Source organism: Pseudomonas sp. TH15 (assembly GCF_016651105.1).
In the GTDB taxonomy this organism is placed as follows: Bacteria; Pseudomonadota; Gammaproteobacteria; order Pseudomonadales; family Pseudomonadaceae; genus Aquipseudomonas.
Genome location: NZ_JAEKEL010000002.1, coordinates 283,210 through 298,031 on the forward strand (window position 1 = coordinate 283,210; position 14,822 = coordinate 298,031).

The window sequence follows — 14,822 nt, forward strand, 5'->3', positions numbered from 1 at the left end:
TTCGAGCGTCACCGAAACCATTGTGGTAGCGAGCCTGCTCGCGAATACGGTGTTTCAGACAGTAATCATGTAACTGAACCACCGTATTCGCGAGCAGGCTCGCTCCCACAGGGGATTTCAGCAAGGCTCAGGATTGGGGGAATACCAGAGATTCAGGCACGTCGATATCCCACAAAACGCCTGGATCATCGACGGCAACCTCCACCACCCTGCCCTGCGCGAACAACGGTCTGGCCCCACGATCACCGCTCAACCCCTGCAACCCCGAACCGAACGACCGGCCAAACCCAACCGGATGGCCATACTCGCCATCCTGCACCGGCACACTCACCGCATCATCAGCAATGGCCGCGACCACCCGTTCAATACTCGACGGCAAGATAAACGGCATGTCCCCCAGCACAATCAGCCAGCCATCGACGTCCGGGCACGCCGCAATACCGGCGGCAATGCTGTCCCCCATTCCGGTCGATTGAATAGAAACGATATCGCAGCCATAAGCCTGCGCCATGCGAATCACCTGCGGGCGATCCTCGGTGGTCACCAGCACACGTTTCTCAATCGACGCTGGCAGATTCACCAGCACCTGCTCAATCACCGAGCGCACCGCGCCGTCGCGTCCGACACAGTCGGCCAGCAGCTTGTCCTTGTCAGCACCCGCGACTTGCCGAAACCGACTGCCCTGCCCCGCCGCCAGCACGATGACGCCGATGGATTCACTCATACGCTCTCCGCAACGGCTTCTTCTGCTTCAGCTCGACGCCATTCTTGATCGCCACAATCTCGGCCAGCAGCGACAAGGCGATTTCCGCCGGAGAGTGGCTGCCGATGTGCAGACCAATCGGGCCGTGCAGCCGATTGATGGCCTGTTCAGACAAGCCTAGCTGAGCCAGGTTGTCTCGGCGCTTCAGGCTGTTGACCCGCGAACCCAGGGCACCGACGTAAAACGCCTTGGAATCGAGGGCGGTGAGCAGCGCCATGTCATCCAGCCGTGGGTCGTGGGTCAGGGCGACGATGGCCGTGCGTTCGTCGGTCTGGATGTTCAGCACGGCCTCGTCGGGCATGCCCGGCACGAAGCGACCGTGTTGCTCTTCCCAGCCGTAGACGAACTCGGTGCGTGGATCGCAGATCAGCACTTCGAAATCCAGCAGTCGAGCCATTTCCGCGACGTATCGCGACAGTTGCCCGGCACCGATCAGCAACAATCGCCAGCGCGGACCGTAAATGGCGCGCAAGGTGTTGCCGTCAAAACTTAGCACGTCGGTTTTGCTGGCCGAATGCAAAAGCACTTCGCCGGTCGTGAGATCCAGCGAGCGCGAGACGATTTCATGCGCCTCGCAACGGGCCAGCAACTCGGCAACCCATGCCGGATCACCGACGCGTTCCTCGGTCAGGCGCAACGTGCCGCCACAGGGCAAACCGAAACGCGCCGCCTCCTCACGGGTAACGCCGTAGGTGATCAACTGTACCGGCGGTCCGTCGGCTGGAATGCGGCCATCGTGCAGCCGCGCGATCAGATCGTCCTCGACACAACCGCCCGACACCGAGCCAATTACCACGCCGTCTTCACGCAAGGCCAGCATGGCGCCCGGCGCCCTAGGCGCCGTGCCCCAGGTCTGGACCACGCTGTACAACACCACTCGCTGGCCGGCGCGGCGCCATTCGAGCACGCTGCGCAGAACGTTCAGATCGACGCTGTCCATCAGGCGTCAGCCTTCTGCCAGCCTTGCAATTGATAGCGAACCGGCAGGCTGCGGACGCGTTTGCCGGTGGCGGCAAAGATCGCGTTGCACAGTGCCGGCGCAATCGGCGGCACGCCCGGTTCACCGACCCCGCCCAACGGCACCTCACCCGGCGGCGTGACCAAATGCACCGCGACTTCTTTCGGCGCCAGGGACATGCGCGCCACTTCGTACATGTGGAAGTTGTCCTGCTGAACCTTGCCGTCCTTGAAGCTGATTTCGCCCAGTACCGCGTTGCCCAGGCCCATGACGCAGGCGCCTTCGAACTGTGAGCGAATCCGCTCCGGGTTGATCTGCGGGCCGCAATCGACGGCGATGTCAGCCTTGTGCACGATCAAAGTGCCGTCATCTTTGACTTCCACTTCGATCACCGCCGCCACATAGGTGACGAAGCTGTAATGCACCGCCAGTCCCAAGCCTCGGCCCTTGGGCAACTTGCGGCCCCAACCGGCAGCCTTGGCGGCGGTTTCCAGTACCGTGCGCATCCGCGCGGTGTCGATCGGATAACGCTCGGGGGATTCGCCGTAGTTCCACTCTTCACTCAAGGTGCGCGGATCGATCTGACGGTCCGGGCCGAGCAACTTGATCTGGTACTTGAGCGGATCTTGCCCAGCCTTGTGGGCCAATTCATCAACGAAGGTCTGAATCGCGAAGCCGTGGGGAATGTTCGACACCGAGCGATACCAGCCGACCCGGGTGTGAACCGTCGCTTCCGGGTTTTCCAGACGCACGTTGGGGATCGCGTAAGCCATGTTGGTAAAACCCATGCCCAACTCGAACGCCGCCTCGTGGTTCATACCGGGGGCGAACAGCGCGGTGATGCTCGGCGCGACGGTCCGGTGCAACCAGCCGGACGGCATGCCGTCCTTGTCGAGGCTGGCCTTCAGGTATTCGGCGGACACGGTGTGGAAATACGAACAATGGATGTCGTCTTCCCGAGTCCACTGCACGCGCACTGCCTTGCCGGGGAATTCCTTGGCGAGGATCGCCGCTTCGACAACGAAATCCGGCTTGGATTTACGCCCGAAACCACCGCCCAGCAAGGTGACGTTAAACGTGACGTTATCGAAGGGCAGGCCGAGGCGTTCGCCAATCCGCTCGCGGGTGACTTGCGGCGCCTGGCTTGGTGCCCAGGCTTCGCACACGCCATCCTTGTAGCGGGCGATGGCGACCATTGGCTCCATCGGCGATTGCGCGAGATGCGGTAAGTAGTAGGACGCTTCCAACGTGCTGTTGGCATTACCCAAGGCTTTGTCGATGTCGCCAGTATTGCGCACCACTTTGCCGGGTTTGAGGGACGCGGCTTCCAGCTCTTTGCGATAGGCAATCGAGTCGTAACTGGCGTTCGGGCCGTCGTCCCACTCGATTTTCAGCGCTTCGCGGCCCTTGATTGCGGCCCAGGTGTTGCTGGCCACCACCGCCACGCCACCCAGTGGCTGGAACTCGGACGGCAGCGGACGGCTTTCGATCTGCAAGACCTTGATCACACCCGGGACTTTCATCGCGTCACTGGCATCGAAGGATTTGACCTTGCCGCCATACACCGCAGGCCGGGCGATGGTCGCGTAGAGCATGCCGTCGAAATGCACATCGGCACCGTAGACCGCCCGACCGTTGACGATGTCAGCACCGTCGATGGCGCGCACGCCTTCCTTGCCGATGTAGCGAAACTCCGACGGTTGCTTAAGCCGCAGGCTGTCGCGGGCCGGTACCGCCAGCGCACCGGCAGCGGCGGCCAACGCGCCATAACCCAGTTCGCGACCGGTCGGCTGGTGAATGACCTTGTGCAGGTTTGCGTGGCATTCGCCGACCGGGACTTTCCACTGCTCGGCGGCGGCCTGCTCCAGCATGGTCCGCGCGGCGGCACCGCAACGGCGCATCGGTTCGTACCAATGGCGCATGCTGCGCGAGCCGTCGGTGTCCTGGTTGCCGAAGCGCACTTCATCGCCCGGCGCCTGTTGCACCTTGACCAGCGCCCAGTCGGCGTCCAGTTCATCGGCCACCACCATGCTCAGGCTGGTGCGCACGCCCTGGCCCATTTCCGAACGGTTACAGACCACGGTCACCGTGCCGTCGGCGGCAATGCTGACGTAGACCTTCGGATCGTCGATCCAGCCGTTGGGCATCCCATCAGCACCGAATTTCTTCGGTTTGTCTTCGGCGAAAGCGTCCTGCCAGCCCCAACTTGCGGCGAGCACCAGCGCACTGGTGGCGCCCACACCTTTGAGAAAACCGCGACGGCTGAGGTTGCTCAGCGCGAAATCATTCGGGAGCTGGCTCATGCCTTGGCCTCCTTCAGGTGAGCGGAGGCCTGGCGGATGGCGGTCTTGATGCGGTTATAGGTGCCGCAACGGCAAATGTTGCCGACCATGGCTTCTTCGATCTGCTCGTCGCTGGGATTGGAATTGGTCTTGAGCAGCGCGGTGGCGGACATGATCTGCCCGCCCTGGCAGAAACCGCACTGGGCCACGGCGGTGTCGAGCCAGGCTTGCTGGACGATCTGGCCGACGGGGTCAGCGTGCAGGTTGTCGATGGTGCTGACGTTTTGGCCAACCACCGAACCGATTGGCGTGATGCAACTGCGAGCCGGCAAACCGTCGATATGGATGGTGCAGGCGCCGCACAGGCCCATGCCACAGCCGAACTTGGTGCCGTTGTAACCGGCTACATCGCGGATTGCCCAGAGCAGCGGCATATCCTCGGTGACATCGAGTTGATGATCTTGACCATTGAGTTTCAGGGTAATCATGGGCACGCCCGCATAGTATTTCGGTTATGGGGTCGAGCAATCTGCCGCCAGGGGGTTAGCGGTGGGTTCATGCAGATCGGCTCAGGCTAAATGGGCTCTCTTACGCGGACGGCAACGTCTGCATCGGGCTTTGGATGGAGCAAAAGATTGCATCGTTAGGGTGCTAAGTTAACCCAGCATTAACAAAAAAGCCCTGCACATTTGAAGTGTGCAGGGCTTCGAAATTCGCCTTGAAAGCGTAGCTTCAATAGCGATTGGGCTCCATTTCCAGCTCGACGCTGAATCGTTGCCAAATATCTTTCTGGATCCGTTGCGCCAGTCCCAGCAGTTGCAAACCGGTCGCGCCGCCGTAATTGACCAGCACCAGCGCCTGCAATTTATGCACGCCGGCATCAGCCTCACGGAAACCTTTCCAGCCAGCCTTCTCGATCAACCAGCCAGCCGCCAGTTTCATTTGCCCATCGGGTTGCGCATAGGCGACCAGATCAGGGTATTCACCCTTGAGCCGGGCCACCAGCGCCGCCGGCACCAAAGGGTTTTTGAAGAAACTGCCGGCATTGCCAAGCACCAGCGGGTCCGGGAGTTTTTCGCTGCGGATGCTGCAAATTGCCTGGCTGACATCGGTCGGCGTCGGCTGATCGATGCCTTGCTCGGTCAGGCGCTGACGCACCGGGCCGTATTCCAGATGCAAATGTGCGGTGCGGTTCAGGGTGAACCGAACCCGCAAGATCAACCATCGGCCCGGCTGCTGTTTGAACAGGCTGTCGCGGTAGGCGAAATTGCATCCTGCCAGCGTGAAGTCACGCAACTCGCCGGTCTGGCGATCCAGCGCGGTGAGGCCGGCGAACACGTCTTTGATCTCGACGCCGTAAGCGCCGATGTTCTGCATCGGCGCCGCGCCGACAGTGCCGGGGATCAGGCTGAGGTTTTCCAGGCCCGACAAACCCTGCGCCAAAGTGTGTTGCACGAACGGATGCCAAGGCTCGCCGGCCTCGGCTTCGATCACCACCTGACTGCCGTCATCACTTAATACACGAATCCCGCGTGTCGCCATGCGCAGCACCAGTGCCTGGATATCAGCGGTCAGCAACAAGTTGCTACCGCCGCCAATCACCAACAGTGGCACAGCGTTCGTCGCTGCATAGGCCAGGGCTTCGCGCACGTCGGCATCGCTGTGGGCTTCGGCGAACAGTTGCGCCTGGACGTCTACGCCAAAACTGTTGAACGGCTTGAGGGAAACGCCGGGGTGTACCTGCAAACTCATAACCGTCCCTTTAACTCGATCACCAGCAGATCACTGGCGCGCTCGATCAAATCCAGTACTTGCTCGAAGCCTTGGTCACCGTCGTAATACGGGTCCGGCACTTCGTCGACTTCTGAAGCGTAGCGGCGCAGGAACAAGTCCAGCTCAGCCTTGCTCTTGGCCGGTTGCAGGACCTTGAGATTGCGCAGGTTGCTGTTGTCCATCGCCAGGATCAGGTCGTAGGTGGCGAAATCGGCACGGCTGACTTGCTGGGCACGTTGGGCTGACAAGTCATAACCGCGCAACTTGGCCGCAGCCTGGCTGCGCTTGTCCGGGGCCTTGCCGACGTGCCAGTCACCTGTACCGGCGGAGGCCACTTCGATTTGATCGGCCAGCCCAGCCTCGCGCAATTTGTGCCGCAGCACACCTTCAGCCGTAGGCGAACGGCAGATGTTGCCCAGGCAGACGAACAGAACCCGCATCAGGCCTCCAGCAGGCGACGAACGCGCTCAAGGTCTTCGACGGTATCAACACCGGTCGGCGGTGCGATCAGCGCATCGGCAACGTGAATCCGCACGCCGTGCCACAAGGCTCGCAGTTGCTCCAGGGATTCGGTGTTTTCCAGCCAGCACGGCCCCCAGCTGACGAAGTCATGCAGGAAACCGGCGCGGTAGGCATAAATGCCGATGTGGCGGCGATACGGCACGCCTTCCGGCAACTGGTCGCGGCTCTTGGCGAACGCGTCGCGGGCCCACGGCAAGGTGGCGCGGCTGAAAGTCAGCGCCAGACCATTGAGGTCGCTGACGACCTTGACCACGTTGGGATTGAACAGGGTTTCCACGTCTTCGATCGGCTCAGCCAACGTGGCCATGCTTGCTTCAGTGTGGGCAGCCAGGTTGGCAGCAACCTGATCGATCACACTCGGCGGGATCAACGGCTCGTCGCCCTGGACGTTGACCACAATGGCGTCAGGCGCCAGACCGAGTTTCGCGGCGACTTCCGCCAGGCGATCGGTGCCGGAATTGTGGTCTTCACGGGTCAGTACCACTTCAGCGCCAAAGCCTTTGCAGGCCTCGACGATGCGGCTGTCATCCGTGGCGACTACCACGCGCTGGGCGCTGCTTTTGCTCGCCTGTTCCCAGACGTGCTGGATCATCGGCTTACCGGCGATCAACAGCAGCGGTTTGCCCGGCAAGCGGGTGGAGGCGTAACGCGAAGGAATGACAACGGTAAAGGCTGTGGTCATTTATCCAGACGCTCGTCGGTGGTCAGGGTGCGGGCTTCGGTTTCGAGCATCACCGGGATGCCGTCGCGAATCGGGTACGCCAGGCCTGCGCCTTTGCTGATCAGCTCGGTCTTGTCGGCGCTGAGCTTGAGCGGGCCTTTGCAGACCGGGCAAGCGAGGATATCGAGCAATTTGGTGTCCATGAGCATTCCCTGGATAAAAACGGATTTAAGGCAAAAGACGAGCCGGCAACAGGCGTATCAGCTGCGTATCGAACCAAGCCACGAAGGCCGGCGACGGCACAGCATCAACCGCCAGGTACCACCAATCGGCGGCGGCAAAGGCACGGCACTTCACCGCATCCTTTTCAGTCATCACCAACGGCAATGACGGTGTGAAATTCAAGGCCTGCACGCTGTATTCGGCGTGGTCGGCAAATGCGTGGGGTACTGGCTGCCAGTGTAGCGTTTCGAGGGTTTTGAAGAAACGCTGCGGATTGCCGATCCCGGCGACCGCGTGCAGGGTCTGGCCTGCCGGGAAATGGTCGAATGGTCGACGTTCGCCCGTTTTCAGATTGATCAGCGCAGTGGGTTGCAGTTGAAAGGCAAAACCGTCGTCGCGATCATTGGCGGCGCCGTTGTAGAGCACGGCGTCGACGCTTTGCAGACGCTCGATCGGTTCGCGCAATGGCCCGGCGGGCAGGCAACGTTTATTGCCCAGGCCACGGACGGCATCGATCAGCACCAGTTCCAGATCCCGGGCCAATCGATAATGCTGCATGCCGTCGTCGGACAGGATCAGGTCCAGCGGTTCATTGGCCAACAAGGCTTTGACGGCGCTGCTGCGGTCCGGGTCGATCATCACCGGCACGCCGGTGCGCTGGACGATCAACAGCGGCTCGTCGCCCGCGATGTCGGCGCTTTGATCGGCCTCGACCCGCCACGGCAATTGCGGCGGCTTGGCGCCGTAGCCACGGCTGACCACGCCAACCCGCAATCCGCTTCTCTGACAATGCTCGATCATCCACAGAATCATCGGCGTCTTGCCGGTGCCACCGACGGTGATATTGCCCACGACAATCAGCGGCACGGGCGGCTGATAGATCTCGCCCTCACCGTCGAGAAAACGCTGACGTTTTTTCACCACCACGCGGCGGTACACACTTTCCAGCGGCCGCAGCAGCGCCAGGGCCGGATGCCCCTGATACCACGCGGCGAGCAAACGATCAGACATGGCCATCAGTGCGCCGGCGCTGCCTCTACGGTGGTCATGCGCAGATGGCTGAAACCGAGCTTGCCGGCGGCGTCCATGGCGGTGATGACAGACTGATGTTGAGTCTTGCCATCGGCGCTGATGGACAGCGGCATGTTGGTGTCGCCGTTTGATTCTTTCTGCATTGCGTCCATCAGGCTGGCCAGGTCGTTCTTGGGCAACAACTGGTTGTTCACCGAGAACACGCCTTCGGCACTGATGGCGATGTCCAGCTGCTTGAGCTGCTGGTCTTCGGCCGGCGAGCCGCTGACGGCTTCCGGCAATTCGACGCGCAACTGGGTTTCACGGGTAAAGGTGGTGGTCACAACGAAAAACAGCAGCAGGACAAATACCACGTCGATCAGCGACACGAGATTGATGTCCACATTCTCCCGTTGCTTGCGGCGGAATTTCACGCTTTGCCCTCAGCCAGATCCACGTCACGGTCGCCCTGCACCACTTCGACCAGCTTGATGGCTTCCTGCTCCATCCCCACCACCAGCTCATCGATGCGCCGTTGCAGGAACCGGTGGAAGAATACCGACGGGATACCGACGATCAGGCCCGAAGCCGTGGTGATCAAGGCTTTGGAAATACCGCCGGCCAGCACCGCGGCGTTGGTGGTCATGCCCGTGCCCATGAACGAACTGAAGATATCGATCATGCCCAGCACCGTCCCCAGCAACCCGAGCAACGGGGCCATGGCGGCGATGGTGCCCAGGGCGTTGATGTAACGCTCCAGTTCGTGGATGACCCGGGCGGCGGCCTCTTCAATGCACTCTTTCATGATCTCGCGACCATGCCTGGAGTTGGCCAGGCCCGCGGCCAGGATCTCGCCCAGCGGCGAGTTGGCGCGCAGTTCCTTGAGTTTCTCTTTATTGAGTTGCTTGTCTTTGATCCAGACCCAGACCTGCCCGAGCAAATGCTCCGGGGTCACACGGCTGGCACGCAGGGTCCACAGACGTTCGGCAACGATCGCCATGGCCGCGATGGAACTCAGAATGATCGGCAGCATCATCCAGCCGCCGGATTTGACCAATTCCCACACAGTGACAGTCCCCTCGAAAAAGTGCGCCACTCTAACATACCGATCCGCGATCAGGACCCGCTGCCCCGACGACCGTGAAGGCGCATTCGCCCTTGCCCCGATCAGCGGCCCACAGCCGGCGGCTCACGCCAGAAACGCCGTTGTTGACGCATCGTCTGCGGCGCCTTGAAGGCGCCCAATTGCAGACGAATGGCGCCCTGTTCGGCGCTGTCGTAAATGCGCAGGCCTTGTTTGCGATAGCGGGCGAGCACCGTCGGGTGCGGATGACCGAAGGAATTGCCGCGGCCACGGGAAATCAGTACGGACTCGGGTTGCAATGCTTTGAGCAACGCCGTGGAAGATGAACTGCGACTGCCATGATGCGGTGATTGCAACCATTGCGTTGGCACCGCCAAAGGACTGTCGAGCAGAGCGCGCTCGGCCGACGTATCGATATCGCCGGTCAGCAACAGGCGCTCGCCGTTGGCCTCGATCTGCAATACGCAGGAGCGTTGATTGCTGTCTTGGGCATCCGACCATTGCCACAGTGTGAAATTGACACCGTCCCACTGCCATTGCCGACCGCTTGCGCAGGGTTCGGCGTTCAACTCGTCCGCCAGGCCCAATGGGTCGCCGCTGATGACTTGAACGACGGGCAAACCGCGCGTCACCGCCAGTGCGCCACCCGCGTGATCGGCGTCCGCATGGCTGAGCAGCAGCAAATCCAGTTTTTCCACATTCAGTTTGCGCAAGGCCGGCAGCACCACGCGCTCACCCAGATCGAAATCGCCGAAACGCGGTCCGGCGTCGTACAGCACCGTGTGATGGCGGGTGCGGATGAGGATCGCCAGCCCCTGGCCGACATCCACTTGCCAGATGTCCGCCAGCCCGTCGGCCACTCGCTCCCGGGGCGGCAGGAACAGTATCAGCAACAACGGCCAACCCAGCGCACGCATGGGTACGCCGCGCGGCAACAGTAACAACAGCACACCGAGACTGCCGAGCCACCAGACCCATCCAGCAATTGATGGCGCAATCCATGCCGGCCATTGCCGCGCAATCACTGCCAGAGCGCGAAACAGCCCATCGATCAGACCGCCAGCCAACCACAGCAACCCTTCTCCCACGTAGGGGACCGGCAGCAACAAGGTTCCCAGCAAGGCGGGTGGCAATACCACCAGACTGATCCACGGCACCGCCAGCAGATTGACCAGCGGCCCGCTGACACTGATGGGTAATCCCAGCACCAGCAACAACGGCCCCAGACCAATCGCGATCAGCCACTGGGCGCGGGTCCAGGTTTGCCACCAACGCCATGGGCCGAGACGGCCACCGAAGGTGAAAATCAACACTGCCACCGCTGCAAAGGACAACCAGAAACCCGGTTGCAGACTCGCCAGCGGATCGAGCAGCAAAACGCCATTAAGCGCCAGCAACAATGGCCACCAAGCGCCGAGATGACGAAAGCGCAGCCGCCACAACAGCACCAGACCGATCATCACGCACGCCCGCCGCACCGGCACCTCGAATCCGGCCAGCAGCCCGTAACCGAGAGCGGCGGCAAACGCCAGGCCGCAAGCCCACGGCAACCAGGGCCAGCGAGCCGGCCACACGCCATAACGGGCCAGCCCGGCGATCAGCAAATAGACCAACCCCGCCAACAAACCGATGTGCTGACCGGAAATCACCAGCAAATGCACGGTGCCGGTGTCCTGCAATACTTGCCAGTCCTCGCGGCTCAACCCGCCACCATCCCCCAGCACCAGCGCCGTCAGTGCTCCCGCTCGACCTTGGGCATCGACACTGAGCAAACGCTGGCGGATGCCGTCGCGCCAGGCCCAGCGGGCAGGCGACAGGCGCTGGCCATCCTTGACCGTGCCAGTGGCGCCGATGCCTTGGGCCAGCAGCCAGGCGTCGTAATCAAAGGCATGGGGATTGAGCAGCCCGGTTGGACGCTTCAACTTCACCGCCAGACGCCAGCGCTCGCCGCTGTTGACCGGCGGCCCGCCGTACCAGGCCAGGCGCATCAGCGACGGAAGCGTCCCGTGGCGCGAGCGCGCGTCCGCCAGTTCGAATCGCACCACCGCTTCATTGTTCTGCGGCAACCCCGTGACCCGGCCTTCAACCCAGCGGGTTTCGCCGTCCAGGCTCGCCCGTAGCCGATCATCCAGCGCCGACTGCGCCTGCCCGCAGGCCCAACTGAAGCCGAAGAGGAAAAACGCCAGCGGATATGTGCGAAACGGCAGCAGCATCAAACCCGCGACCGGCAACAACAGCCATAACCAGACCGGCGGTAAAACCGGTAAAAAACGCAACGCCAATAACCCAAGGGCCAGCGCCACCATCCCTGTGCGCATAAGCCCGTCCTTGAGAGTCCCCCTCCTAGGCATAGCCGGCTCGTTGCACGGGCGTCGTTATTAATTGTCACAAAGTCTGAATGGGCGGCTAATAGAATCCAGACATACTTGCCGCCTGAACCGACCGAGAAGCCTTATGCCCCGGCGCTTATTCAAACGTTACATGCCAGACCCGAGCAGCATCAGGGAACACAAATCCTTACGCTTTCTCGGCACGTTGCTGCATGACCCGAACCTTTGGCACCTCAACCGCCATTCGGTGGCCCGGGCGATGGCTGTCGGTCTGTTCGCCGCATTCCTGCCGATTCCGCTGCAAATGCTCCTCGCCGCCTTCCTTGCGATCATGGTGCGCGGCAACATGCCGATTGCGGTGAGCCTGGTCTGGCTGACCAACCCGATCACCATGCCGGCGGTGTTCTTCTGCACGTACCAGACCGGCGCCTGGCTGATGGACGTGCCGGCCCGTTCACTCCCGGACGAGCTGACCTGGGAGTGGATCAGCGGCGAACTCTCGACGTTGTGGCAACCGTTTCTGCTTGGCTCAGTGGTGACCGGGCTAGTGCTGGGCGCCCTCGCCTATTGCCTGACGATGATGTATTGGCGTTGGTGGGTCGGACGACAATGGAAGCGGCGCAAGCAACGCCGGATGTAAGAATGCAAAACGGCCTCCGCTTGGGAGGCCGTTTTTATGCGGTGTCTGAGCTGGCGCCTTCGCGGGCAACTCGGTCCCGAATCAGGTACGCATCCCACGCCCACTCACCAGCAACCGCGCACAACCGACGTACAACACCAAGGTCGCGACCAGCATGAAGGTGATCGCCACGCTGATCTTGATGTCCGAAACGCCGAGGATGCCGTAACGGAACGCGTTGACCATGTGCAGCACCGGGTTGGCCAGGGACACGGTCTGCCAGAACGGCGGCAGCAAAGTGATCGAATAGAACACGCCGCCCAGGTACGTCAGCGGTGTCAGCACGAAGGTCGGGATGATCGAGATGTCATCGAAGTTGCGTGCAAACACCGCGTTGATGAAGCCCAGCAGCGAGAAGATCGTTGCCGTCAGCACCACCACCAGAATGGTCACGCCCAGGTGATGAACCTGCAAATCGGTGAAGAACAGCGACAGCAGGGTCACGATGACCCCGACCATCAACCCGCGCAGCACGCCGCCCAGGGTGTAGCCGATCAGAATCGTATGCGGCGACACCGGCGAGACCATCAATTCTTCGATGGAGCGCTGGAACTTGCTGCCGAAGAAGCTCGACACCACGTTGCCGTAGGAGTTAGTGATCACCGACATCATGATCAGCCCCGGCACGATGTACTCCATGTAGGTGAAACCACCCATGCCACCAATCTGCTTGCCGATCAGGTTGCCGAAGATCACGAAGTACAAAACCATGGTGATGGCCGGCGGCAGCAAGGTCTGCGGCCAGATCCGGGTAAAGCGCCGGACCTCACGGTAAACGATGGTATTGAGGGCAACGAGGTTGGGTTGCAGCTCGGAACTCATACCGCCACCTTCGACAGATTTTTCTCCACCAGGGACACGAACAACTCCTCGAGGCGATTGGTTTTGTTACGCAGGCTCAGCACTTCGATGTTCTGCTGCGCCAATTGAGTGAACAACGCGGTGATGCCCATGGCCTTGTCCACCTGGACTTCCAGGGTGTGAGCATCGAGCAGTTTGGTCGGGTAACCGAGCAACTGTGGGACCACGGCCAGTGTGTTCTTGGTGTCGAGCAGGAAGGTTTCCACATGCAGTTGGCTGAGCAACTGCTTCATGCTGGTGTTTTCGACAATGGTGCCGTGGTCGATGATGCCGATGTTGCGGCACAACTGCTCAGCCTCTTCCAGATAGTGCGTGGTGAGGATGATGGTGATGCCTTTCTGGTTCAGCTCGGTGAGGAAGGCCCACATCGAACGACGCAGTTCAATGTCCACCCCCGCCGTCGGTTCGTCGAGGATCAGCAGGCGCGGTTCGTGAACCAGGGCGCGGGCGATCATCAGTCGACGCTTCATGCCGCCGGACAGCGAACGCGACGGCACATCGCGTTTGTCCCACAGGCCCAGTTGCGTCAGGTATTGCTCGGCGCGTTCCTTGGCGATTTTCGGCGGGATGCCGTAGTAACCGGCCTGGGTCACGACGATGTCGAAGGTCTTTTCGAACTGGTTGAAGTTGAATTCCTGAGGCACCACGCCGATGGAGCGCTTGAGCTGCGCAGGACTCTTGTCCAGGTCGTGACCGAAGATATTCACCGTGCCGCTGGTCTTGTTCACCAGGGTCGAAAGGATGCCGATGGTCGTGGATTTGCCGGCGCCGTTAGGGCCGAGCAAGGCAAAAAAGTCACCTTCGGCGACATCCAGATCGATACCACTCAAGGCCTGGAAACCGTTGCCGTAGGTTTTGGTTAGCTGCCGGATGGACAGAGCGGAACTCATATCGGGATACGCACCAAGAAGGGAAGAAAGGAATAAATAAGGGCGGGCGGCGACTTATACAACCACGGCGCACGAACGCAATGGTGCTTGTCGCCGCCACACAAGTACAGTCAAGTGTGTCGATAGTGAGTATTAAGTCAACGCGGTCATGACGGCTTTCTGATACGCCGGGCGCTGTTTCAGTCGCGCATACCAGGCCTCTAGATGAGGCTGCGGAGCGCGCTCGATCGGCATCTCGAACCAGGCATAAATGAAACTACCCAAGGGAATGTCGCCCATGCCGATCTCGTCGCCGGACAGGTACGGTTTGTCTGACAACGCCTGATCGGCCATCGACAGCAAGCCTTCGCATTCCTTGACCGCCGCGTTGATGGCCGACCAGTCCTGCTGATCTTTCGGGGTGCGCAACACGCCCCAGAACACAGTACGGAACGGGCCGGCAAAGCTTGAAGTGGTCCAGTCCATCCATTTGTCGGCGGTGGCGCGGGCCTGCAGATTTTCCGGATACCAAGCGGTGTTACCAGCATGACGAGCCAGCAGATAACGCACGATGGCGTTGGATTCCCACAGTACGAAACCGTCGTCCTGGATCACCGGCACGCGGCCATTGGGATTCATCGCGCGGTACTCAGGCGTATCCACCACACCGAAAGCGCCGCCGGCATCGATGGCTTCATAAGCCAGGCCCAGTTCCTCGGCGGCCCATAGCGGCTTTCTGACATTCGACGAATTTTTCCGACCCCAGATCTTCAGCATGACCGCCTCTTTATGGATGAATGCGCAGGC

Annotated in this window: 16 protein-coding genes; 1 reads left to right on the forward strand and 15 read right to left on the reverse strand. The window is 61.1% G+C overall.

Features of this window, described 5'->3' with window-relative positions; translation table 11 throughout:
- Positions 1-127: 127 nt before the first annotated feature.
- From JFT87_RS25050 to JFT87_RS25105, 12 genes are all read right to left on the reverse strand, one after another.
- Positions 128-724, reverse strand: a complete 597-nt coding sequence (locus tag JFT87_RS25050; RefSeq protein ID WP_201205761.1) for a nucleotidyltransferase family protein — start codon at positions 722-724, stop codon at positions 128-130.
- On the reverse strand, positions 717-1,703 hold the full coding sequence (locus tag JFT87_RS25055) for an XdhC family protein (RefSeq protein WP_201205763.1): 987 nt from the start codon (positions 1,701-1,703) through the stop codon (positions 717-719). Before JFT87_RS25055 ends, JFT87_RS25050 begins: the two co-directional genes overlap by 8 nt.
- Positions 1,703-4,024, reverse strand: coding sequence for a xanthine dehydrogenase family protein molybdopterin-binding subunit (locus tag JFT87_RS25060; protein ID WP_201205765.1), 2,322 nt, complete (start codon positions 4,022-4,024; stop codon positions 1,703-1,705). Before JFT87_RS25060 ends, JFT87_RS25055 begins: the two co-directional genes overlap by 1 nt.
- Positions 4,021-4,491, reverse strand: coding sequence for a (2Fe-2S)-binding protein (locus JFT87_RS25065; RefSeq protein WP_201205767.1), 471 nt, complete (start codon positions 4,489-4,491; stop codon positions 4,021-4,023). The genes JFT87_RS25060 and JFT87_RS25065 overlap by 4 nt, the downstream gene beginning before the upstream one ends.
- Positions 4,492-4,735: 244 nt before the next feature.
- The gene (murB, locus tag JFT87_RS25070; RefSeq protein ID WP_201205769.1) at positions 4,736-5,755 is read right to left on the reverse strand and encodes a UDP-N-acetylmuramate dehydrogenase; all 1,020 of its coding nucleotides are present in this window, start codon (positions 5,753-5,755) and stop codon (positions 4,736-4,738) included.
- Complete coding sequence (locus JFT87_RS25075) at positions 5,752-6,216, reverse strand: low molecular weight protein-tyrosine-phosphatase (protein ID WP_201205771.1); 465 nt, start codon at positions 6,214-6,216, stop codon at positions 5,752-5,754. Before JFT87_RS25075 ends, murB begins: the two co-directional genes overlap by 4 nt.
- Positions 6,216-6,980, reverse strand: coding sequence for a 3-deoxy-manno-octulosonate cytidylyltransferase (gene kdsB, locus JFT87_RS25080; protein WP_201205773.1), 765 nt, complete (start codon positions 6,978-6,980; stop codon positions 6,216-6,218). Before kdsB ends, JFT87_RS25075 begins: the two co-directional genes overlap by 1 nt.
- Positions 6,977-7,162: a Trm112 family protein gene (locus JFT87_RS25085; RefSeq protein ID WP_007945752.1), complete on the reverse strand. Its 186-nt coding sequence runs from the start codon at positions 7,160-7,162 to the stop codon at positions 6,977-6,979. Before JFT87_RS25085 ends, kdsB begins: the two co-directional genes overlap by 4 nt.
- Positions 7,163-7,187: 25 nt before the next feature.
- On the reverse strand, positions 7,188-8,198 hold the full coding sequence (lpxK, locus tag JFT87_RS25090) for a tetraacyldisaccharide 4'-kinase (protein WP_201205775.1): 1,011 nt from the start codon (positions 8,196-8,198) through the stop codon (positions 7,188-7,190).
- Positions 8,198-8,626: an ExbD/TolR family protein gene (locus JFT87_RS25095; RefSeq protein WP_201205777.1), complete on the reverse strand. Its 429-nt coding sequence runs from the start codon at positions 8,624-8,626 to the stop codon at positions 8,198-8,200. Before JFT87_RS25095 ends, lpxK begins: the two co-directional genes overlap by 1 nt.
- Positions 8,623-9,258, reverse strand: a complete 636-nt coding sequence (locus tag JFT87_RS25100; protein WP_167368554.1) for a MotA/TolQ/ExbB proton channel family protein — start codon at positions 9,256-9,258, stop codon at positions 8,623-8,625. Before JFT87_RS25100 ends, JFT87_RS25095 begins: the two co-directional genes overlap by 4 nt.
- Before the next feature lie 101 nt (positions 9,259-9,359).
- Entirely contained in the window at positions 9,360-11,594 is a 2,235-nt protein-coding gene (locus tag JFT87_RS25105) for a DNA internalization-related competence protein ComEC/Rec2 (RefSeq protein WP_201205779.1), read from the reverse strand.
- Positions 11,595-11,730: 136 nt separating this feature from the next.
- Here JFT87_RS25105 and JFT87_RS25110 point away from each other — a divergent pair, with 136 nt between their 5' ends.
- Complete coding sequence (locus tag JFT87_RS25110; protein ID WP_201205781.1) at positions 11,731-12,246, forward strand: DUF2062 domain-containing protein; 516 nt, start codon at positions 11,731-11,733, stop codon at positions 12,244-12,246.
- Between the two features lie 81 nt (positions 12,247-12,327).
- On the opposite strand, the gene JFT87_RS25115 is transcribed toward JFT87_RS25110, so the two are convergent.
- The 3 genes from JFT87_RS25115 to JFT87_RS25125 all read right to left on the reverse strand — a co-directional run bounded on the left by JFT87_RS25115 (position 12,328) and on the right by JFT87_RS25125 (position 14,792).
- Positions 12,328-13,107: an ABC transporter permease gene (locus tag JFT87_RS25115; RefSeq protein WP_201205783.1), complete on the reverse strand. Its 780-nt coding sequence runs from the start codon at positions 13,105-13,107 to the stop codon at positions 12,328-12,330.
- Positions 13,104-14,036, reverse strand: a complete 933-nt coding sequence (locus JFT87_RS25120; RefSeq protein WP_201205785.1) for an ABC transporter ATP-binding protein — start codon at positions 14,034-14,036, stop codon at positions 13,104-13,106. Before JFT87_RS25120 ends, JFT87_RS25115 begins: the two co-directional genes overlap by 4 nt.
- Before the next feature lie 132 nt (positions 14,037-14,168).
- Positions 14,169-14,792: a glutathione S-transferase family protein gene (locus JFT87_RS25125; RefSeq protein ID WP_201205787.1), complete on the reverse strand. Its 624-nt coding sequence runs from the start codon at positions 14,790-14,792 to the stop codon at positions 14,169-14,171.
- Between the last annotated feature and the right edge of the window lie 30 nt (positions 14,793-14,822).